The sequence below is a fragment of the Pseudomonas sp. CCOS 191 genome (assembly GCF_001007005.1).
Classification (GTDB): Bacteria; Pseudomonadota; Gammaproteobacteria; order Pseudomonadales; family Pseudomonadaceae; genus Aquipseudomonas; species Aquipseudomonas soli.
In genome coordinates, this window is sequence record NZ_LN847264.1 from 3306024 (window position 1) to 3327418 (window position 21395).

Here is a 21395-nt window from a genome sequence, read left to right on the forward strand (position 1 = left end):
GGCCACACATCACACGCCTGAGCGGCCGACCGCGACCAGGCGCGGGTGCTCCTCCACTGCCCTTTCGACAATGACAACAATTGAGCAAGAGGTACGTATGGAATTCAAGTTCTTACTCCCCAGCAAGATCGTGATGGAACCTGGCCTGCGCGAGCGCACCGGCGAACATCTCCAGGGCCTCGGCCTGGCACGGGTGCTGATCGTGACCGATGCCGGAGTCAAGGCCGCCGGCCTGCTGGACAGCGTCTATGCCAGCCTGGACAAGGCAGGTATCGCCTACGAGGAAGTCGCGGACATCAAGGCCAACCCGCGCAGCGAAGACATCAACCGCACCGCGCAGCAGTATCGTGGCAACGGCATCGACGGTCTGCTGGCGGTGGGCGGCGGCAGCGCGATGGACGCGGCCAAGGCCATCAGCCTGCTGCTCACCCACGAGGGTCGGATCGAGGACTACGAAGGGTCGTTCACCCTCACCCACGCCATACCGCCGATCGTCGCCATCCCGACCACCGCAGGCACCGGCAGCGAAGTGACCTGCTTCTCGGTGATCACCGACACCGCCCGTCATTTCAAGATGAACGTGCTGGATTATCGCATTGGCCCGGTACTGGCACTGCTCGACTCGCACATCACCGACACACTGCCCGCGTCGATCGCCGCCGCCACCGGCATGGATGCCCTGACCCATGCCATCGAGGCCTACACCTGCCGCGTGGCGAACCCGATCAGCGACGGCCTGGCGCTGCATGCCATCCGCCTGATCAGCCAGCACCTCAAGGCGGCGGTGCAGGAGCCGGACAATCAGCAGGCCCGGGAGCAGATGCTGGTGGCCAGCCTGATCGCCGGCATGGCATTCGGCAACGCCGACGTCGGCAGCGTGCACTGCATCTCCGAAGCGATCGGCGGCATGTACGACACGCCGCACGGCGTCGGCAACGCGATCTTCCTGCCCTTCGTCTTCGGCCACAACCGCGATGCCGACATCCTCCGCCACGCCCAGGTGGCCTACGCGCTGGGGATCGACCCGACGCTGGCGCCGGTGGACGCCGCCGAGGCCGCCGTGGGCCATCTGTTCCAGATGAGCAAGGACCTGGGCATTCCCTGCTTCGCCGAGGTCAGGGGCGTGCGCGAGGAAGACTTCCAGGCCATCGCCGAAAAATCCAAGCTGAACTTCTCGGACGCCAGCAATGCCAAGGCGATGTCCGTCGAGGCCTATCACGACATCATCACCACCGCTTACCACTTCGTCGCGTAGGAGGGCTGTGGCATGAGTCATTCAACCTCCAGCGCCTCGTTGCGGCGCACCTTGGGGCCGTTCTCGGTGCTGCTGTTCGGCCTGGCGTTCCTGGCCCCGCTAATCGTCTTCGGCACCTACGGCGTGATCACCCAGGCCAGCGGCAACACCACGGCGATGGCCTACCTGATCGCGGCGACCGGCGTGGTGTTCACGGCGTTGAGCTACGGGCGGCTGGTCAGGGTATTCCCGGTAGCCGGCTCGGCCTACACCTATACCCGCAAGATGCTCAATGCCAATCTCGGGTTCATGGTGGGCTGGGCTGCGCTGCTCGATTACTTCTTCATCCCGATGCTGATCTGGCTGCTCGGCGCCAGCTACCTCAACATGGCCTTTGCAGACGTTCCGCAGTGGGTGTGGATCAGCGGCTTCATCGTCACCACTTCAGTGCTCAATGTCCTCGGCATCCAGGTCGCCAACCGCTTCAACGTGCTGTTGATGGTCGCGCAACTGGCTATCATCGTCGTGTTCCTTGGCCTGTGCGTGCACTACATCGTGGCGGCCAACGGCCCTGGCGGGCTGCTGTCGGCCAAGCCGTTCTTCAACCAGGACGTGCCCTTCGCCACCAGCATGGCCGGCGCCGCCATCGCCGCCTACTCGTTCCTGGGCTTCGACGCGCTGTCCACGCTGAGCGAGGAAACCCGCGACCCGGGCCGAACGCTGCCACGCGCCATCCTGCTGGTCGCGTTGATCGGCGGTTCGGTCTACGTCGGTTCCTCGTACTTCATGTACCTGGCCCATCCCTCCCCCAGCTTCGAGCTGGTGGACGGGGCCGCCTTCGAGATCGCCCGGATGATCGGCGGTGACGTGTTCTTCGCCGTGGTGCTGGCGGGGATCATCATTGCCCACTTCGCCGCCGGCATGTCGTTCCAGGCCAGCGTGGGGCGGCTGCTCTACGCCCTCGGCCGGGACAACCAGCTGCCGCGCAAGGTGTTCGGTGTCCTGCATCCGCGCTTCAAGACCCCGGCCTTCAACATCCTGCTCTGCGGCGTTTTCGGCACGGCCGGTTTTGCCTTGACGATCGCCACCGCGACGTCGCTGGTCAACTTCGGCGCGTTTGTCGCCTTCACCGCTGTCAACCTGTGTGCATTGCGGCTCACCTTCGATGCCCGCGTCAAGGATGGCGCCGGCCTGCTGCGCGGCGTGCTGTTCCCGCTCATCGGCCTGGTCACGGCCGGGTGGATGCTGATCAGCCTGGATAAAGACGCGCTGATCATGGGCAGTTGCTGGCTCGGCCTGGGGCTGGTCTACCTGGCCTGCCGCACCAGCTTCTTCCGCAGCCCCGTCCCTGAGGCATTGGTATAGCGACCCCGTTTCAATCGAATGCTCTGACGACAATCACAAGGCCGGCCTTTGGCCGCGCCGTTAAATGGCGAGAATCGACATGCAAAGCAAACTTCTGATCAATGGTGCCCTGGTAGCCGGCGAAGGCGACGAACTGGCCGTGTACAACCCCTCCCTGGGCAGCGTCCTGGTGCAAACCACCGAGGCCAGTCAAGCCCAGGTAGAGGCCGCGGTGCAAAGTGCCGATGCGGCCTTCGAAGCCTGGTCGCAAACCCCGCCCAAGGACCGCGCGGCCCTGCTGCTCAAGCTCGCCGACAGCATCGATGCCCAGGCAGCGGTGTTCGCGCGCCTGGAAGCCGACAACTGCGGCAAGCCCTACACCGCCGTGCTGCAGGACGAGCTGCCGGCAGTGTCGGACGTGTTCCGCTTCTTCGCCGGCGCCGTGCGCTGCCTGCAAGGTTCGGCCGGGGGCGAGTACATCCCGGGGCACACCTCGATGATTCGTCGCGATGCGGTCGGCGTGGTCGCCTCCATCGCACCGTGGAACTACCCCTTGCTGATGGCGGCCTGGAAACTCGGCCCGGCCTTGGCCGGTGGCAACACCGTGGTGCTGAAACCCTCGGAACACACGCCGATGACCACCTTGAAACTGGGTGAACTGCTGGCCGAGATCTTCCCTGCCGGCGTGGTCAACATCGTCCATGGTCGGGGGGCCACGGTTGGTGAGCCGCTGACCAGCCACGCCAAAGTGCGCATGGTGTCGCTGACCGGTTCCGTGCGCACCGGCAGCCGGATCATCGAGGGCACCGCCGACAGCGTCAAACGCATGCACATGGAATTGGGCGGCAAGGCCCCCGTGCTGATCTTCGACGATGCCGATATCGACGCGGCCGTCGAAGGCATTCGTGCCTTTGGCTTCTACAACGCAGGCCAGGACTGTACCGCCGCGTGCCGCCTGTATGTGCAGAAGTCGGTCTACCCCGAGTTCGTGCGCAAGCTCGGCGAGGCCGTGGCCAGCATCAAGTGCGGGCTGCAGGATGACCCCTCGACCGAGATGGGGCCGCTGATCACCGAAGAGCACCTGGGCCGCGTCGAAGGCTTCGTCAAGCGTGCCCGGGAAGTGCCTCATATCGAAGTCGTCACCGGTGGCAAGCGCGCCGCAGGTAGCGGGTTCTTCTTCGAACCGACGGTCCTGGCCGGTGCCCGCCAGGACGACGAGGTGGTCTGCCGGGAGATCTTCGGCCCGGTGGTGACGGTCTCGTCGTTCGAGGACGAAGCCCAGGCGCTGGCCTGGGCCAATGACTCCGACTACGGCCTGGCCTCTTCGGTGTGGACCGCCGATGTCGGCCGCGCCCATCGCCTGGCCGCGCGCCTGCAATACGGCTGCACCTGGGTCAATACCCATTTCATGCTGGTGAGCGAGATGCCTCATGGCGGCGTGAAGCTGTCCGGCTATGGCAAGGACCTGTCCATGTATGGCCTGGAAGACTACACCGTGGTGCGCCACGTGATGTTCAAGCACTGATAGCGCCAAGCAAACGTTGCCCGATCACTTCAAGAGGTTATGCATGAACAACATCGAGACATTCGAACGGCTCGAGTCCAACGTGCGGATGTATTGCCGCGACCTGCCGCTGGTCTTCGATACCGCCCAGGGCAGCAAGATCCGCGGCGAGGATGGCCGCGAGTACCTGGACTTCTTCGCCGGCGCCGGTGCCCTGAACTACGGCCACAACGACCCGCGCATGCGCGATGCGCTGATCGCGTACCTGTCGGCCAACGGCGTGACCCATGCCCTGGACCTGCACACCACCACCAAGCGCCAGTTCCTCGAGGCGCTGGAACGCGACTTGCTCAAGCCGCGCGGCTGGGACTACAAGGTGCAGTTCACCGGCCCGACCGGCGCCGATGCCGTCGAGGCGGCATTGAAGCTGGCGCGCAAAGCGACCGGGCGGAGCAAGATCGTGTCGTTCTATGGTGCCTACCACGGCATGACGGCCGGTGCGCTGGCCGTTACCGGCAACCGCACCCGGCGCGGCCCGGGGCTGTCCACCGACGTGGTATTCGTGCCCTACGAAGACAGCCCTTACGGCGAGTTCGACAGCATCGGCTTCCTCGAGCGCCTGGCCAATGACCAAGGCAGCGGCTCGGAATTGCCGGCGGCGGTGATCGTCGAATCCGTGCAGATCCAGGCTGGCGTGTACGTGGCCTCAAACCAATGGTTGCAGCGCCTGCGCCAGTGGACCCGGGCGCACGGGGTATTGCTGATCTGCGACGAGATCCAGGCTGGCTGCGGCCGCACCGGTGACTTCTTCGGCTTCGAGCGCTCCGGGGTGGTCCCTGACCTGATCACCTGCGCCAAATCAATCGGTGGCTATGGCCTGCCCATGGCCATCGTGTTGATCGGCGCCGGGCTGGATGTCTGGGAGCCGGGCGATCATATCGGCACCTTCCGCGGCAACCAGTTGGCGTTCCTCACCGCCCAGATCGCCCTCGGCTATTGGCGCGACGAGCAGTTCCTGAAGTTGCTGGCCGCCAACTGCGCGGCCATGGAACGCGCGGTCGCCGGCTACGCCGAGATTCCAGGGGTCGCCTCCGCGCGCTGTCGCGGCATGATCGCCGGCATCGATTTCGGTCGCGGCAACGTGGCCTTGGCCAAGGATGCCCAGCAGCGCGTGCTGCAGGCGGGCGTGCTGGTCGACCGCTGCGGGCCGAACGGCGAAATCATCAAGCTGATGCCACCGGTGAACACCCCGACCGAGCAGCTCGAACAGGGCCTCAAGGCGTTCGGCGAAGCGGTCGCGGCAGCGCTTGGCCAATAACCGCAGGATCCTGCCGTGCGCTCCATGACGATCCATGGGGCGCCGGCAACCTGCTCATTCGCGGGCAATCTGTGCCTGCGACAGGAACATGAACCAATGAACACGCTTACTGCAACCGCGCGCAACGATCTGGCAGCACTCATTCACCCCAACACCAACCTGGCCCAGCATCAGGAAATCGGGCCATTGGTCATCACCGCAGGTGACGGTGTGCGGGTCTTCGACGAACAGGGCAATGCCTATATCGAAGCCATGTCGGGCCTGTGGAGCGTTGCACTGGGCTTCAGCGAACAGCGCCTGGTCGACGCCGCCGTCGAGCAGCTCAGGCAACTGCCCTACTACCACAGCTTCAGCCACAAGACCAACGCCCCGGCCGCGGCGCTCGCCGCCAAGCTGGCGGAGCTTGCGCCCGGCGATCTGAACCATGTGTTCTTCACCAACTCAGGGTCCGAGGCCAACGACTCGGTGGTGAAGATGGTCTGGTACGTGAACAACGCACTGGGCAAGCCCGCCAAGAAGAAGTTCATCTCGCGCCAGCAGGCCTATCACGGCGCCACCGTGGCCTGCGCAAGCTTGAGCGGCATCCCGTCGATGCACCGTGATTTCGATCTGCCGACCATCCCGGTGCATCACCTGACCTGCCCGAACTTCTATCGATTCGCCCGGCCCGGCGAGACCGAGGAAGCCTTTTCGGCGCGCCTGGCGGACGAGCTGGAGCATTACATCCTCGACGAGGGCCCGGAAACCATCGCGGCGTTCATCGGCGAACCGGTGATGGCCGCAGGCGGCGTGGTTCCTCCTCCCCAAGGCTATTGGGCGGCGATCCAGGCGGTGTGCAGACGCTACGATATCCTCGTGGTGATCGACGAGATCATCACCGGCTTCGGCAGGCTCGGGACGATGTTCGGCGCCGAGCTGTACGGGATCCAGCCCGATATCATGGTGCTGTCCAAGCAGCTCACCTCGTCCTATCAGCCCCTGGCCGCCGTGCTGGTGTCCGATGCCATCCATGACGTCCTGCTCAGCCAGAGCCAGCGTTTGGGAGCGTTCGCCCATGGCCTGACCTGCACGGGCCATCCCGTCGCCACTGCGGTGGCGCTGGAAAACATCCGCATCATCGAAGAGCGCGACCTGGTGGGCCAGGTCCAGCGCCTGGCCCCTGAATTCCAGCGCCGTCTGCGCGCATTCGCCGACCATCCGCTGGTGGGCGATGTGCGCGGTGTCGGGCTGGTGGGCGCCATCGAACTGGTGGCGAACAAGGCCACCGGGCAACCGTTCGCCCAGCCCGGTACCCTGGGTAGCTATGTGTTCAAACAGGCGCACAAGCACGGACTGATCATTCGCGCCATCTACGACACGATCGCCTTCTGTCCGCCGTTGATCTGCACCCAAGCCGATATCAAGGCGATCTTCGGCGCCTTCGAACGCACGCTGGCCGACGCGACTGACTGGGCCCGCGTACAGAACCTGTTGTAGGCGAAACACCGCACCCGCGTCCTGGACACCTAAAACAAAAATCATGAGGGTTGGAATGTGAGCACACAAAATGACCAGCGCTTCGACTTCGATGTATCAGTAGTCGGGCTCGGCGCCATGGGCACAATCATGGCCCATGCATTTCTCAAGCAAGGCAAACGCGTGGCGGTGTGGAACCGATCGCCTGGCAAAGCGGCGGCGCTGGTCGCCGCTGGTGCTCAGCTGTGCGACTCGGCTCACGCCGCGCTCAGCGCAAGCCCGGTCACGGTCTTCGTGCTGCTGGACGACCAGGCGACCCATGGCGTGCTTGGCATGCCGGGGGTGATGGCTGCGCTCGCAGGTCGCACAGTGGTCGATTACACCACCAACGGCCGCGACGAGGGCCTGGCGCTCCAGGCGCTGGTCAACGCCGCTGGCGGCCTGTACGTCAAAGGGATGATCGTGGCCTACCCGCGCAACGTCGGTCATCGCCAGAGCCACACCCTGCATACCGGCGATCGTGAGGGTTTCGAGCAGCATCGGGCGCTGCTCGAAGCGCTGGCCGGTCAAACGATGTTCCTGCCATGGGACGAAGCACTGGCCTTTGCCACTGTGCTCCACGCTCAGGCATTCGCCACGATGGTGGCGTTCTTCGAGGCCGTGGGCGCGAGCGAGCGCTTCGGCCTGCCGGTGGCGGAGACGGCCAGGCTGCTGCTCGACACATCACGGTTCTTCATCAGCGATGCGCTCGAGGAAGCGGTACGCCGACTCGAAGCGCAGGACTTCGCAGGCGATCAGGCCAGGCTCGATGTGCATGCCGGCGCCTTCGCCCACATCGCCCAGGCGCTGCACGCGCAAGGGGCCTGGACGCCGGTCTTCGACGCCGTATGCGGGGTCGTGCAACGGGCTGAATCCATGGGCTACGGCGATCAGGACATCGTGGCGGCCACCCAGGTGTTCGCAGCGGCCAACCCTCCCGAAACGACCGCACAAAGGACTATTTAATGGCGCGCTTTATCAGGCTTTAGCCAACGCCACGGACCAGACTCGACGGTAATTACAAAAACAAAGCTGGAGGTTCCCATGCGTATCTTTGCCTTACTAGTTGCCAGCGTGACACTTGCCCTGTTCCTGACGGCGGTCTACGCCCCGCGGTCTGCCATGGCCAATCGATCGGGTGCGCACGCGGCGCACCCGATCGCGAGCATCGGCGATATCTTCCGGGGTTACTAGGGCAATGGCGTTGTTGGCGCCGGTCAACGCGCTCCAAGGGCCATCCCTTTCAAGGTCTTTGAGTGCGAGGGCTATTGACCGTGGCAGGGCCTCCAAGTGTCCGCCGCAAGTTTTGCAGCGCCTGGCAGATCGAGCGCCGCCCGCGCGGCGCATCGCTGGCAAGCCAGCTCCCACATTTATTTCGGGCCAGTTATGCCTGCGCCGCCGCGGCTTTACGCCTTGTTGGTTCGACGCGGTTTCAGTGCGGGCACTGCTGGCGCCCCACCTGTCTCAAGGCAGGCACCAGGGCGGACAGCGATGAACTCAGAGGATTGATTGGCCCGAAACAGATGTGGGAGCTGGCTTGCCAGCGATGCGCCGCGCGGGCGGCGCTCGATCTGCCAGGCGCTGCAAAATTTGCGGCGGACACCTGGTGTGCCCTATCACACAGGACACAGGGCTGCGCAAGCAGCGATGACTCGAATACCAGGGCTCACCCTTCCGGCCGGTCACTGGCTGCAGCGGCCGCCTGGCGAGCCCATTCGCGCAGGACGAATTTCTGGATCTTGCCGGTGGCCGTCTTCGGCAACGCCACCAACGACACATGCCGCGGCGCCTTGAAGTGCGCCAGGCGCTCGCGACACCAGCGGATCAGCTCTTCGCCGGTGATATCTCCCTGGGCCTCGGCACACAGGGTGACGAAGGCATGCGGGGTTTCGCCCCAGCGCGAATCGGGCCGCGCCACCACGGCAGCCTCGAGCACCTCGGGATGCTGGTAGAGCACCTCCTCGATCTCCAGCGAACTGATGTTCTCGCCGCCGGAAATGATGATGTCCTTGGCCCGGTCCTTGATCTCCACATAGCCATCGGGATGCAGCACGGCGAGGTCGCCCGTGTGCAGCCAGCCGCCAGCCAGGGCGCTGCGGGTGGCTTCGGGGTTATGCAGGTAGCCTTTCATCACCGTGTTGCCGCGCACCACCAGCTCGCCCAGGGTCGCCCCGTCGGCGGGCACCGGCTGGCCGCTATCGGTATCCAGCACCGTGGCTTCCTCGAGCATCGGATGGGCCACGCCCTGGCGGCTCATGAACCGCGCGCGAGCTTCCAGCGGCAGCTCGTCGACGCCTGGTTGCCATAGGCACAAAGTACTGGGGCCATAGCTTTCGGTCATGCCATAGGCGTGGGTGATGCTGAAGCCACGCGCCTCCATGGCGGCAATCACCGCGCTGGGCGGTGCGGCGCCGCCGGTGATCACCGACACCGCCTGGGACGGCGCGGCGCCTGCCGGAGCATGGATCAGCATCGACATCACCACCGGCGCGGCGCTCAGGTGGGTCACGCCATGCGCGGCGATGGCGGCGTGAATCGCCTCGGGCTGCACCTTGCGCAGGCACACATGGCTGCCGCCTGACAGGGTCACCGCCCAGGTATGGCTCCAGCCGTTGCAGTGGAACATCGGCAGGGTCCACAGGTAGACGCTGCGCGGGCCGAGCTGGAAGATCAGCGCTCCGGCGCAGGCATTGAGGTAGGCGCCGCGGTGATGCAGCACCACGCCCTTGGGATCGCCGGTGGTGCCGGATGTGTAGTTGATGGCGATCGACTGCCATTCGTTGTGCGGCGCGCTCAACGGCCGGTTGCCATCGCCCTGGGCCAGGAAGCTTTCGTAGTCCAGGTCCGGCGCCAGGTCGGCGCCCTCGGCCTGGGCATCATCGATGCCCACCAGCAGCGGCGGCGTGTCCAGCATCGCCAGCGCCTGGTGGACCACCGCGCCGAATTCGCGATCGCACAACAGTACCCTGGCCGCGCAATGGCGCAGGATGAACGCGATGCTGCGCGCCTCCAGGCGGATATTGATGCACACCAGCACGGCACCCGCGCCGGGCACGCCATAGTGCGCCTCGAGCATCTCGGGGATGTTCGGCGCCAGGATCGCCACGCGCTCGCCCGGCTGCACGCCGACCCGCTCCAGGGCGCTGGCCAGGGCCCGGCTGCGCTGGTGCAACTGCTGGTAGGTGTAGCGGCGGTCGCCGTACACCACCGCGTCGCGCTGCGGATAGACCTGCGCGGCGCGCTTGAGGAACGACAGTGGCGACAGCGGCACATGGTTGGCCGCATTCGGGGCCAGTTCGTGTTCCAGGCTCGGGTTTATCATGACGGGTCCCTCGTCCATGGGCAGTTCAACGGTTGCACGCACATAACTACCTCTGTTTCTTGTTGTTCTTGACCGGCACGGCCGGTGCCATTCATCGCGGGGTTTGCAAGGCTGGGCGGTGTGTCTACAGGCTGCCGCACAGGTGGCCGCCATCGACCACGATCTCGCTGCCGCTCATGCCGCGGCCGGCGTCACTGGCGAGCAGCAGCAAGGCGCCGTCCAGATCCGCCGGCTGGCTGAAGCGCCGGCTCGGAATACGCGCGCGCAATTTCTGCCCCGCGTCGCTGGCCAGGAACGCCTCGTTCAGGTCGGTCATCACGTACCCCGGCGCCAGGGCGTTCACGCGGATGCCATGGCGCGCCAGCTCCAGAGCCATGGCGCGGGTCAGGTGCGCCAGGCCGGCCTTGGCCGCCAGATAAGGGGCGACAGCGCCGGCCACCCGGCTGGCGAGGATCGAGGTGACGTTGATCAGGCTGCCGCCCTGCCCTGCGGCGACCATGCGCCGCGCGCTTTCCTGGGCCACCGTCCAGGCGCCCTTGAGGTTGGTGTCGAGCACGCGGTCCCAACTGCCATCGTCGCAGTCGAGCAGCGCCTGGCTGTCGCTCACCCCGGCATTGTTGACCAGCACATCCAGCGGGCCGGCGGCATCGAGCACCCGGCAGACATCGTCGCGGCTGGTCACATCGAGGGCAAAGGCGCGGGCATGGCCGCCGCTAGCCTGGATGGTCTCGACCAGGGCCTGCAACGGCGCCTCGCGCCGGGCGGTGACCAGCACCTCGGCGCCGGCGGCCGCCAGGGTCTGGGCAAAGTGCCGGCCCAGGCCACTGGAGGCCCCGGTCACCAGGGCGCGACGGCCGTCGAGAGAGAACAGTCGAGCAAGCTGCGGCTGCATCAGTGACCTCCCGGACGCTGGTCGAGAAGCTTCTTCGCCAGGCTCATGCGGTGCACTTCGCTCGGACCGTCATAGATGCGGAACGGCCGGATATCGCGGAAGATCCGCTCCACCACCGTGTCCCCGGTCACCCCGCGCCCTCCCAGCACCTGCATCGAGCGATCGACCACCCGCCACAGCGCCTCGGAGCTGATCACCTTGGCCATGCTCGAGTCGACATTGCCCCGCTCGCCCTGGTCGAGCACCCAGGCGCAGTGCCATACCGCCAGGCGCACCACATGCAGGTCCATCTGGTTGTCGGCGAGCATAAAGCCGACGCCCTGGTGCTCGCCCAGAGATTTGCCGAAGGCGTCGCGGGTGCGCGCATGGTCGCAGGCGATGTCGTGGGCACGACGCGCGGCGCCGAGCCAGCGCATGCAGTGGGTCAGCCGTGCCGGCGCCAGACGCACCTGGGCATAGCGGAAGCCCTTGCCGATCTCGCCGAGCACATCGCTTGCCGGGATCCGCAGGTTGTCGAAACGCAGTTGCCCATGGCCACCGGTGAAGCAGCTGTCCAGCGAGTCCAGCTGCCGCTCGTGGACGATGCCCTCACGCCGCATGTCGCTCAGGAACATGGTCGCCGTGCCGTCTTCCATGCGCGCCATGATGATCGCGAAATCGGCGCCGTCAGCCCCGGTGATCAACCACTTGCGGCCGTTGATCAGGTAATCGTCGCCATCGCGGGTGGCGGTGGTGCGCAGCATCGACGGATCCGAGCCCGAGCCCGGCGCAGGCTCGGTCATGGCGAAGCACGAGCGCGCCCGGCCCTGGACCAGCGGGCGCAACCAGCGGTCCTTCTGCGCCTCGGTGGCGACCACGTCCATCAGGTGGATATTGCCTTCGTCGGGTGCGTGGATGTTCAGCGCCACCGGCCCCAAGGGCGAATAGCCGGCCTCTTCGAAGACGATCGCCTTGGCCACATGGCTCAGGCCCATGCCGCCCATCTCGGGGCTGGCATGCGGGGTCAGCAGCCCGGCGATGCGGGCCTTTTCCAGCAGGTCCTGGCGCAAGTCGTCGCTGGGGCCGTGGCGGTCCTGGCGCGGGTCTTTCTCAAACGGAATCACGTGATTGGCGATGAAGTCTCGCGTTTTCGCCTGCAAGGCCAGCAGGTCGTCCGACAGGGTGAAGTTCATGGTTGTCCTTCTATGCGTTTTCAGTCTTGGAAATCGGGCAGTGGCTACCGGCGTTCACGGCATGGCCTTGGGGTTGCTGATCGCCAGGCGGGCAAGCGTCGTCTGGCGTAGCGCCTCGACCAGGGTGCGACGGGCCTGCGGCGCGTCGTGGCGACCTTCGCGGATGGCCTGGGCCAGCTGCTGTCGGGTGCCGGCCAGGGTCGCTGGCGGCGCCTCGAGCAAGGCGCCCAGACGTGCGTGCTCCTGGGCGTCCAGCTCGCCTTGCAGGCGGCTTTCACGCACAGCGATGGCCATGGCGTTGGCGATCATCAGCGCCGGGTAGCGCAGCTCGCCGGACAGCGCGGGCAACACCTGCTCCAGCAAGGTCTGGCGGGCGATGTCGAGCAGTTGCGCGGCATTGGGTTGGGTCATGGCGCCTCGGCTCCGGTCATGTTCAGGATGTCGAGCTCCAGCTCCGGCAGCAGGCGCGCGGTCAGAGCCAGTTCGAGGGACGGTTCTTCGCCGGACAGGTGGCGTTGCCCTTGTTGCAGGGCGATCACCGCCCAGCGCAGAGTGGCCATGACCTGCCAGTAGTGCAGTTGGCTGGGTTCGATGGCCAGGGTGGACACTTCGTGATAACCGCGCAGGAAGTCTGCGAGCAGGCCGATGCCGCCCGCTTCCAGGTCGGGGCGGGTGAAGCGCCAGCAACGGGCGCTGAACCAGCCGAGGTCCTCGCAGGGGTCGCCCCAGCCACTGAATTCCCAATCGAGCACCGCCTCCAGCCCCTGTTCGCTGGCCAGGTAGTTGCCGGTGCGGTAGTCGCGGTGCAGCAGGCACAGGGCCTGACTGCGCGGCACATGCAGCTCGCACCAGCGCAGGCCCCACTCCAGGGCCGGGTAGGCCTGGTCGAGGGTGTCGAGGTAGCGCCGGTAGGCCCTGAGGGTGGCCAGGGCGGGTGAGCCCTGGGGTATCGGCAAAAAATCCAGCGCCGCGCACGGGGGGCGCACCTGATGCAGGCGCGCCAGGTTGGCGCCCAACTGCGCCGCCAGCCCGCCCTGCCCTTGCGCACCGGCCTGGGCGCTGAGCAGGCGCCCGGCGGCGATGCCCGGCACGTACTCCATGAGGAAGAACACCCGCCCATGCACCCGCGTGTCACGGCATAGCCAGAGCGGTCGCGGTACCTTGACCCCGGCCTGGTAGACCACCTGCAGCACGGCGAACTCCTGTTCGCGGCCGAGGCTGGCCGGCAGCGCCGACAGTGCGTCACTGCGCAGGACCCAGCGCCGGTTACCGGCCCAGGGACCACCCTCGATCAACAGGTCGAGCCGCCAGTTTTCCTGGATGGCACCACCGCTCAAGCGCTTGCGCGCGGTGATGAGCACCCGCTCGGCGGCGGCGCATTCGCGAATGAAGTCGACCAGCTGCTGGTCGTTGCCGCTGGCCGCGATCGGATCGCTGGCCAGGGACGTCGTGGAGGAACTGCTCATGGGTCGATGGGCCCTGCCTTCGCTGTTGAATTGGCAACAGGGCCAGAGCAAAGCCTGGGCCAAGTGTCGACCATCCACCTGCGAGCCCCGTGAAGCCTGGGTTTGGGCAGGTCCTGGCAGTGCCCGGCTGGACAATCTTCATTTCACTTGTGCAAGGCATTCATTCACTATTGAAACATTGCAACCATGAACAGGGCCCGCCATGCACTCCCCCGCCTCCAAGGTCGTCGTGCTGATCAGCCACCTGCAACGCCCTCGGCAGCGCAGCCGTCTCGCCCAGGTCGTGAGCGGACTCACGGCGGATTACCCCGACACCCGTATCGAGGTGCTCGACACCTCGGTAGCCGAAGCGCTGCAGACTGCCCGTGAGCTGGAGCAGCGCGGCGAAGTCGATGTGTTCGTCTGCGCAGGGGCCACCGCCGCCTACCTGCGCAAGCACCTGGCCCGGCCAGTATTGGCAATGCGCGTCGGCGGCGGCGACTTGCTGCGCGCCCTGGGGCAGGCCAAGGCCCACGGCACGCAAGTGGCCGTGCTCAGCTACGACCACATCAACCAGGACCTGCAGGCATTGGCAGCGCTGTTCACCGTACGGGTGCACCAGGCCGCCTATACCTCGCTGGAGCAAGCCCGCCAGGCCGTCGATCACGCCGCCCGGCTGGGCTGTGGCAGCATCATCGGCTCGTCTACTGTGGTGGAGCTGGCCGAACAGGCCGGCCTGCAGGGCGTGCTGTCGCTGAGCGAGGACACCGTGCGCAAGGCGCTCGAAGAGGCCCTGGGCATCCTCGACAGCCAGCGCATCGAAATCGCCAAGCGCCGCCACCTCGATGCCGTGCTGCAACATATTCCCAGCGGAGTCGCGGCCGTCGACAACCAAGGCCTGGTGCAGTCGCTCAACCCGGCCCTGGCACAGTTGCTGGGGTTGCCGGCCAGCGCGGCGCTCGGCCGCCCGTTGCAGGCCCTGTGCCCCGAGCTGGACCTGCAACAGGCCTTGCAGGATGGCACGGGCGAGGACAACCGCGTCATCCGCCTGGGCGCGCAAGCCGTGGTCAGCAACCTGCTGCCGATCCTCGAGAACGGCGAGCGCACCGGCCTGGTGCTGACCTGCCAGGACATCAGCGCGGTGCAGCGGGCCGACCAGCGCATCCGCGCCAGCCGTCGCCCCGGCGCCTTCACCGCGCGCTACCGGCTGGAACAACTGAGCGGCAACAGCAGGGCCAACCGCGAGATGCTGCAGCTGGCCGAGCGCTTCGCCGCCAGCCACTCGACCATCCTGATCACCGGCGAGAGCGGCACCGGCAAGGAACTGCTGGCCCAGGGCATCCACAATGCAAGCCCGCGCCGGCAAGGCCCTTTCGTCGCCATCAACTGCGCGGCATTTCCCGAAACACTGCTGGAGAGTGAACTGTTCGGCTACGAGGAAGGCGCCTTCAGCGGTTCGCGCAAGGGCGGCAAGCCCGGGCTGTTCGAGGCCGCGCACCGCGGCACGCTGTTCCTCGATGAGATCGGTGACATGCCGGTGTCGTTGCAGACCCGCCTGCTGCGGGTGCTGCAGGAGCGCGAAGTGCTGCGTCTGGGCAGCACCGAACCGATCGCCATCGACGTGCGGATCATCGCCGCGACCCACCAGGACCTGGGCACGGCCATCGACCAGGGCAGGTTCCGCACCGACTTGTACTACCGGCTGAATATCCTGCGGCTGCAGACCACGCCCCTGCGCGAGCGCCCCGAGGATATTGCCCTGATCTGCCGGAGCATCGGCCAGCGCCTGCTGGTCCAGGGGCAGCCACCAGGCGCCGCACAGGTGGTGACGGCGCTGCTGCCCTACCTGGTGCGCCATGCCTGGCCGGGTAATGTCCGCGAACTGGAGAACGTGATCGAGCGAGCGATGCTGTCGGCCCGCGAACTGCTGCGCGACGAGGGGCTGGACGAGCAGTACCTGGCGCGGGTGCTACCCGAGCTGTGCCAGGGCCAGTTGCCATCCCGGCGCGCCAAGGCGCCGCAAGCGTCCGACCTGCAAACGGTGGGCAAGGCCGCGCAACTGCGCCATGTGCAAGAAACCCTGGACAGTTGCCAGGGCGACCTCGACGAAGCCGCGCGCCGCCTCGGCATCAGCCGCACCACCTTGTGGCGGCGCCTGCGGGCTGCGCGTTAAGCCTTGCCATCCGCCACCGGCCAGCGCTGGCCGGGGCGGATGAGGGACAGATCAGAAATCGCGCTTGTAGAAGATATCCAGCGAGCTGGCCAGGCCGCTGGCGGCTTCCAGGTAGACCTTCTTGCTGAGCTTGTAGCGCAAGGCGATGGTGTTGGCCGGCTCGAACACGCCCACGCCATAGCGCAGGCTCAGGCGCTCGGTGAGGTTGCCGCTGGCCACCACGCTGGTCTTGTTGCCCGTGCCCTGGGTGTCGAGCTGGAAGTCGTCGATGCCCAGGTTCGAGGCCAGGCCTCCGGTCAGGCCGGCGCTACCCATCAAGCCCAGCCCCAGCGCCGCCTCGGCAAGCATGTTGTTGTCCTCGCCGGAGCTGTTCAGCGGCCGGCCCAGCACCAGGTAGGACAACGCCTGCTCCTGGCTCATCGCCGGCTCCGAGAACACCTTGGTGGTCGGCTGCTCGGCGCTGCCGCTCAGGCGAATGCCGGCGATCACGTCGTCGACCTTGCGGATCGCCTCGATATCCAGGTACGGCTGGTCGATGGGCCCGGCGAACAGCAGCCGCGCGCGGCGAATGGTCAGACTCTGCCCATACTGCCGATAGCGTCCGTCGGCCAGGCTCAGTTCGCCACGGGTGTCGAGGTTGTCGCCGATATGCACGTGCCCCAGCAGGTTGGCGGTCAGGCCGAAGCCCTTGAACGACAGTTTTTCGCTGCCGACATCGACATCGATGTCCATCGCCACCGCCATCGGCGGCTTGCCCTGTTCGGTCTGGTGGCCGACGATCACCGTGTCGTCCGAGACCTTGACCGTCGACGGCGGCAGCTCGCGCACGGTGATCTTGCCCTTGGGCACCTGCACCTTGCCGGTCACCGCCAGTTTGTCGTCCAGCAGGCGAATGCTCAGGTCGGGCGCCACTTCCAGCGCCGCGTAGGGCTCGACGCTGACCGGCAGTTGCTGGCCTTGCAGGCGCAGGTCCATGCCCAGTGCCTGGCCCCAGGTCATATGCCCGGTCAGCTGCCCACGCCCTGCCGCGCCACTGCGCCAGTTGCCATTCAGTTGCACCTGTTCACCGGCGATCAGCGCCTGCAGCGACAGGTCCTCCAGGCTCACCGGCAACTCCGCGCCGCTGACCTCGCCACCGCTCAAGGCCAGGTTGCCATTGACCTGGGGCGCAATCAGGCTGCCGGACAGACGCCCGCTGCCGTTGAGCTGGCCGGCCAGGCGCTCGACCATCGGCAGGAACGGCCGGATGACCGACAGCTCAAGCCCGGCCAGGCGGAAATCACCGGACAACGGCTTGTTGCGGCCCAGCGGATCAAGGCGGGTGTTCACATTCAGCTCACCCAGGCGCTCGCCCCGGAAGTCCAGGCGGGTGTCGACCCGGCGTGGCGCCAGGGTGCTGTCCAGGCGCAGCACCTGATAGGGGAAGTCGACCCAGCGGTCCTTGTCGCGTACCCGCAAGGTGCCGCCGCCGGCATCGACACGGATGCTGCCCTTGGGGCCACTGGCCGGGATGTCGAGGTTGATGTCGGCGTTGAGCAGGCCCTGCCAGGCGAAGTCCTTGGGCAGCCACTGCGCCAGGCTGTCCAGCGGGAACTGCTTGAGGTGGTAGCGCAGGCGCGGCTCCGGCGCCAGGCGCTGGTCCTCGCCGCACAGGCTGGCCTGGCCGGAACGCCAGCAATGGGCGCCGAAATCGAGCTGGCCGCTGGCCAGGCGCTGCAGGCGCGCCGGGGCCTGCAACTGCCAGTCCTGGCCGCCGGCCTGGATGCGCCCGCTGGCCAGGCGACCGCGCCAGTCGCCCTTGGCCAGGGCGCCATCCAGCGCCAGGTCGAGCTTGAGTTGCGGGCCGTCGAGGGCCAGGGTGGCGGCCTGCTGGCGAAGATCGCCCTTGCCTTGCACATCAAGGCTGCCCAGGGCGGTATCACCTACACGGATACCGCCGGCCTTGAGCGTCACCTGGCCGCGCTGGGCATTGTCCAGCCGGGCATCCAGGTCCAGTCGCTGCACACGGTTGTCGGCCTGGCCCAGCTGTTGCCCCTGCAGGGTCAGGGTGCCTTGCGGCGCGGCCAGGGTGCCGGCCAGGTCCAGGCGCCCCTTGGCCTGCCCTTGCAGCTGCGGCCAGAGCTGGCCCAGGCGCGGCAGGTCGAGGTCGACACGCCCGGCCAGGCGCTGCTGCACGCTGGCGCTGCCATTGATGCGGTTGTCGCCCAGCTGCACCGCCAGGCTGCCAAGGGTCCAACGCTCGCCCGCGCCTTCGGCGTCGACCTTGACCAGCGCCGGCTGGCCGCGCAGGCGCCCTTTGAGGTCCAACTGAGCCTTGAGCGTCAGTTGCTCGTGCTTCAATTCGCCCTGGCTGCGCAGCGGGCCGGCCAGGGTGCCGGGCAGCTCCGCCAGCCAGTAGGCCGGGTCCAGGGCCGACAGTTGCAGGTCGACATCCCAGGCCAGGGTGTCGGCAAAACGCAGGGCGACACTGCCGGCAGCCTTGCCCTGCCCGGCGCTGAGCAGCAACTGCGGCAGGCGTACCTGGCCGAGGTCGCCGTCGAACGGGCTGGCCAGGCTGAAGGCGCCGGCCGGGCCATCCAGGTCGCCGTTGAACACCCCCTTGTAGCTGCCGTCGCGGTACTGCACCTGGGCGTTGAAGCGCTTGAGCGTGACCTGGGGCGCCGTCTCCAGCGGGTACAGGCGCAACCAGGGGAAGTCCAGCCAGTCGAGGCTGGCATCGGCGCTCAGGCCCTGCTGCCAGTCGGCGCTGGCCTGCAGCTTGAGGCGCTGCTGGTCGCTGGCGTTCAGGTCCAGGGCGTCGAGCCGGGCGCCCTTGGCATCGACCTTGCCGGCCAGCACCAGGCCGATCGGCCCTTGTTCGGCGGGCAGCGTGGCCGAGCCGGACAGTTGATAACCCTTGAGCAAGTCACCCTGGGCATCGAGCCGCAGCTGGTCGAGTTGCAGGGTGTCGGGCAGCTCGGCGGCCGGTTTGAAGCTGTCCGCGCGAATGCTCAGGTGGGCCGGCAGGTGCTCGGCCAGGGCCTGCAGCTCGCCGCTCAGCCGTGCGTCCAGGTAGCCACTGCTGGTGGCGTCGATGGCAAGGGACTTCTGCAACTCGCCCTTGGCGCTCAAGGCCAGTTGCCAGGGCTTGCCATCGACCGCCGGCAGTTGCAGCGTACCTTGCAGCTGCAGCGGCCAGTCGCCCTGGGGCACCAGGTCGCCCTGCACGTCCAGGCGCAGGTCGTCGCGGCGCAGTTGCAGGCTGTCCACGCGCAGGCCGCTCGCGATCCAGTGCGCGGCCAGGCTAAGGTCGCCCAGCAGGTCGCTGCCATCCAGGCGCAGCTGGCCCAGCTTGACCTCGCCCAGCTCGATGGCCAACGGCAGATTCAGCGCCGGCAGTTGCAGCGGGCCGCTATCGGGCTTGTCATCGCCCGGGGCGAAGGCCATGTCGATACGCTCGGCCTGCAGGCGCTCGACGCACAAGGTGGCGCGCAGCAGGCAGGTTGGCGACCAGTCCAGTTGCGGGGCCTGCACCTCGACACGGTCTTCGCCCGCCGTCCAGCGCAGTTGGCTGGCCTGCCAACTGCCGCCGAGGCGTCCGGAGAAATCGCTGACTTGCAGCCCCGGCACCAGGCCCAGTACCCAGCGGCTGCCGCCCTGGGTACCCAGCACCAGGCTCAGTGCCAGGACGATCAGCAACAGCAGGCCCAGCAGTGCCAGCAGGATGGGTTTGACTACACGCGTCACAGCTCAGGCCCCATGGAGAAGTGCAAACGAAAACCACCGTCGTCATCCAGGGCGCGGGCCAGGTCCAGGCGCAGCGGCCCCACCGGCGACACCCAGCGCACGCCGATGCCGACGCCGGTCTTGAGGCTGGGCAGTTCCAGCGAGTTGAACGAATTGCCCTGGTCGATGAAGGTCGCCAGGCGCCATTTCTCGGCAACCGAGTACTGGTACTCGGCGCTGCCGGCCACCAGGTAGCGCCCACCGATGCGGTCGCCCTGGTTGTTCTTCGGCGACAGCGACTGGTAGTCGTAGCCGCGCACGCTCTGGTCGCCACCGGCAAAGAAGCGCAGTGACGGCGGGATGTTCTGCTGGTAGCCATTGGTGGCACTGCCGCCGAACTGCACGCGGCCAAGGAAGCGATGGTTCTGGCCCAGGGTGGTCAGGCCCTTGAGCAGCACGTTGCCGTGGATCAGGTTGGTGTCCGAGCCCAGGCCTTCCTTGGCCGCCTGCAGGTCGAACTGCAGGCGGTAGCCATTGTGCGGGTCGATGCGGTTGTCGCTGCGCAGGTAGGAGAAGCTGACGCCCGGCATCAGCAGGTTGCTCAGCCCCGAGTCGTCGCCCAGGCGATACTCCTCGCGCTGGTACTTGAGCGAGATCACCCGCTGCCAGCCGCTGGGCAGCTTGCTGTGCCACTCCGGGCCGACCGTCAGCAGCTTGCTCAAGGTATCGGTGCCGGCGATCTCCTCGTTCTGGTAGCCGCCGGCGAAGCGCAGCTTGTCGGTGAGCGGCGGGTCCAGCGGGATGTCGTACCACAAGCCGACGTTCTGCCGGGGCGCAGACAGCTCGGTTTCCCAGCCGTAGCTGTGCCCTTGCGGGTTGACCCAGTGGCGGGTCCAGTTGGCCTTGCCGCGCGGGCCGACGTCGGTGGAGAAACCCAGGCCCAGGCCAAGGGTGCGTGGCTTGCGGGTGTCGAGGTGGACGTCCACCGGGATGTCCTCGCCCACTGCGGCGGTGGGCGCGGCGTCCACGCGCACGCTGTCGAAGTAGCCGCTGGACTGCAGGTCATTGTTGAGTTCGGCGATCAGTTCCGAGTCGTACGGGGTACCGGGCTTGAACCCCACCATGCGCTGCAGCAAGTCGTTGTCCAGCGGCGCATCGCCACCGAAGCTCACCGCGCCAAGGCGGTAGCGCGGGCCGCTCTGGTAGACCAGTTCGATGTCGGCCACACCGGCCTGCGGATCAACCGCCAGGCGCTGGCGCTCGAAGCGCCCGGCGAAGAAGCCGTAGCGCGAGGCCTGGTTCTGGATCAGCCGCTTGGCGTCCTCGTAGGTGCCATGGTTGAGCTGCTCGCCCGGGCGCAGCGCCTTGCTGTCAGGAATGCGGAACACCCTGAGCTCGCTGGCCGGCCCTTCGATACGCACGGTCACGTTGCGCAGGCGAATCGGTTCGCCGGGCTCGACCTGGATGATCAGTTGCGGTGGTTTGTCTTTTTCGGCCGGCGCCTTGACCTCGGTCTCGACCCGCGCCTGGTAATAGCCCAGGGCCTGGGCCGCCTTGCGCGCCTGCTCCTCGGCGCCCCGGCTGAAGCGCAGCAAGGCCTCTTCGTCGCGATCGCCCAGGCTGCCGATATACCCTTCGATATTGGACTTGAGCGCCTTGTTGGCGGGTTTGACCCGCACCAGCAATTCGCTCTGCGCCCATGCCATGGAGCTGGCGGCCAGCAACAGCAGGCCCCAGCCAAGTCTTCCTGAATACGTCATGCGCGGCATGCTACCAGAGCGCAACGGCCAAG

Annotated in this window: 15 protein-coding genes; 8 read left to right on the top strand and 7 right to left on the bottom strand. The window is 66.9% G+C overall.

Translation table 11 applies throughout. The features are described from left to right. Positions 1-97: 97 nt before the first annotated feature. From CCOS191_RS14645 to CCOS191_RS14675, 7 genes are all read left to right on the top strand, one after another. On the top strand, positions 98-1255 hold the full coding sequence (locus CCOS191_RS14645; RefSeq protein ID WP_046855842.1) for an iron-containing alcohol dehydrogenase: 1158 nt from the start codon (positions 98-100) through the stop codon (positions 1253-1255). A 12-nt stretch (positions 1256-1267) separates the two neighbouring features. Continuing rightward, positions 1268-2599, top strand: coding sequence for an APC family permease (locus CCOS191_RS14650; RefSeq protein WP_046855843.1), 1332 nt, complete (start codon positions 1268-1270; stop codon positions 2597-2599). Positions 2600-2678: 79 nt separating this feature from the next. Beyond that, positions 2679-4103, top strand: a complete 1425-nt coding sequence (locus tag CCOS191_RS14655) for a gamma-aminobutyraldehyde dehydrogenase (protein ID WP_046855844.1) — start codon at positions 2679-2681, stop codon at positions 4101-4103. 43 nt (positions 4104-4146) lie between these two features. Further along, positions 4147-5400, top strand: a complete 1254-nt coding sequence (locus CCOS191_RS14660; RefSeq protein WP_046855845.1) for an aspartate aminotransferase family protein — start codon at positions 4147-4149, stop codon at positions 5398-5400. 96 nt (positions 5401-5496) lie between these two features. Next, positions 5497-6876 carry an aspartate aminotransferase family protein gene (locus CCOS191_RS14665; RefSeq protein ID WP_046855846.1) on the top strand — a complete coding sequence of 460 codons (1380 nt, stop codon included), beginning with the start codon at positions 5497-5499 and terminating at the stop codon, positions 6874-6876. A gap of 117 nt (positions 6877-6993) precedes the next feature. After that, positions 6994-7860 carry an NAD(P)-dependent oxidoreductase gene (locus CCOS191_RS14670; protein WP_046857805.1) on the top strand — a complete coding sequence of 289 codons (867 nt, stop codon included), beginning with the start codon at positions 6994-6996 and terminating at the stop codon, positions 7858-7860. Between the two features lie 78 nt (positions 7861-7938). Then, a complete protein-coding gene (locus CCOS191_RS14675) occupies positions 7939-8088 on the top strand; it encodes a hypothetical protein (RefSeq protein ID WP_046855847.1) in 150 nt (49 codons plus the stop codon). Positions 8089-8560: 472 nt separating this feature from the next. On the opposite strand, the gene CCOS191_RS14680 is transcribed toward CCOS191_RS14675, so the two are convergent. From CCOS191_RS14680 to CCOS191_RS14700, 5 genes are all read right to left on the bottom strand, one after another. After that, complete coding sequence (locus CCOS191_RS14680) at positions 8561-10216, bottom strand: long-chain-fatty-acid--CoA ligase (protein ID WP_046855848.1); 1656 nt, start codon at positions 10214-10216, stop codon at positions 8561-8563. A gap of 124 nt (positions 10217-10340) precedes the next feature. Continuing rightward, complete coding sequence (locus CCOS191_RS14685; RefSeq protein WP_046855849.1) at positions 10341-11108, bottom strand: SDR family NAD(P)-dependent oxidoreductase; 768 nt, start codon at positions 11106-11108, stop codon at positions 10341-10343. Further along, a complete protein-coding gene (locus CCOS191_RS14690; RefSeq protein WP_046855850.1) occupies positions 11108-12280 on the bottom strand; it encodes an acyl-CoA dehydrogenase family protein in 1173 nt (390 codons plus the stop codon). The genes CCOS191_RS14685 and CCOS191_RS14690 overlap by 1 nt, the downstream gene beginning before the upstream one ends. A gap of 54 nt (positions 12281-12334) precedes the next feature. Further along, complete coding sequence (locus CCOS191_RS14695; protein WP_046855851.1) at positions 12335-12691, bottom strand: DUF6285 domain-containing protein; 357 nt, start codon at positions 12689-12691, stop codon at positions 12335-12337. Then, positions 12688-13746, bottom strand: coding sequence for a phosphotransferase family protein (locus CCOS191_RS14700; protein ID WP_046855852.1), 1059 nt, complete (start codon positions 13744-13746; stop codon positions 12688-12690). Before CCOS191_RS14700 ends, CCOS191_RS14695 begins: the two co-directional genes overlap by 4 nt. A gap of 202 nt (positions 13747-13948) precedes the next feature. Here CCOS191_RS14700 and prpR point away from each other — a divergent pair, with 202 nt between their 5' ends. After that, complete coding sequence (gene prpR / locus CCOS191_RS14705; RefSeq protein WP_046855853.1) at positions 13949-15898, top strand: propionate catabolism operon regulatory protein PrpR; 1950 nt, start codon at positions 13949-13951, stop codon at positions 15896-15898. Between the two features lie 51 nt (positions 15899-15949). Here prpR and CCOS191_RS14710 read toward each other — a convergent pair whose 3' ends face one another. Together CCOS191_RS14710 and CCOS191_RS14715 are read right to left on the bottom strand one after the other, a co-directional pair. Beyond that, positions 15950-19624 (bottom strand): translocation/assembly module TamB domain-containing protein, encoded by a 3675-nt coding sequence (locus CCOS191_RS14710; RefSeq protein ID WP_046855854.1) that lies wholly within the window; start codon positions 19622-19624, stop codon positions 15950-15952. Then, on the bottom strand, positions 19621-21363 hold the full coding sequence (locus CCOS191_RS14715) for an autotransporter assembly complex protein TamA (protein ID WP_046855855.1): 1743 nt from the start codon (positions 21361-21363) through the stop codon (positions 19621-19623). Before CCOS191_RS14715 ends, CCOS191_RS14710 begins: the two co-directional genes overlap by 4 nt. Positions 21364-21395 lie beyond the last annotated feature (32 nt).

Coding starts and splice junctions, on each gene's coding strand:
- CCOS191_RS14690 (WP_046855850.1), bottom strand. CDS start 12,280: ATGAACTTCACCCTGTCGGACGACCTGCTGGCCTTGCAGGCGAAAACG.
- CCOS191_RS14675 (WP_046855847.1), top strand. CDS start 7,939: ATGCGTATCTTTGCCTTACTAGTTGCCAGCGTGACACTTGCCCTGTTC.
- CCOS191_RS14670 (WP_046857805.1), top strand. CDS start 6,994: ATGGGCACAATCATGGCCCATGCATTTCTCAAGCAAGGCAAACGCGTG.
- CCOS191_RS14655 (WP_046855844.1), top strand. CDS start 2,679: ATGCAAAGCAAACTTCTGATCAATGGTGCCCTGGTAGCCGGCGAAGGC.
- CCOS191_RS14650 (WP_046855843.1), top strand. CDS start 1,268: ATGAGTCATTCAACCTCCAGCGCCTCGTTGCGGCGCACCTTGGGGCCG.
- CCOS191_RS14695 (WP_046855851.1), bottom strand. CDS start 12,691: ATGACCCAACCCAATGCCGCGCAACTGCTCGACATCGCCCGCCAGACC.
- CCOS191_RS14685 (WP_046855849.1), bottom strand. CDS start 11,108: ATGCAGCCGCAGCTTGCTCGACTGTTCTCTCTCGACGGCCGTCGCGCC.
- CCOS191_RS14665 (WP_046855846.1), top strand. CDS start 5,497: ATGAACACGCTTACTGCAACCGCGCGCAACGATCTGGCAGCACTCATT.
- CCOS191_RS14660 (WP_046855845.1), top strand. CDS start 4,147: ATGAACAACATCGAGACATTCGAACGGCTCGAGTCCAACGTGCGGATG.
- CCOS191_RS14700 (WP_046855852.1), bottom strand. CDS start 13,746: ATGAGCAGTTCCTCCACGACGTCCCTGGCCAGCGATCCGATCGCGGCC.
- CCOS191_RS14645 (WP_046855842.1), top strand. CDS start 98: ATGGAATTCAAGTTCTTACTCCCCAGCAAGATCGTGATGGAACCTGGC.
- prpR (WP_046855853.1), top strand. CDS start 13,949: ATGCACTCCCCCGCCTCCAAGGTCGTCGTGCTGATCAGCCACCTGCAA.
- CCOS191_RS14680 (WP_046855848.1), bottom strand. CDS start 10,216: ATGATAAACCCGAGCCTGGAACACGAACTGGCCCCGAATGCGGCCAAC.
- CCOS191_RS14715 (WP_046855855.1), bottom strand. CDS start 21,363: ATGACGTATTCAGGAAGACTTGGCTGGGGCCTGCTGTTGCTGGCCGCC.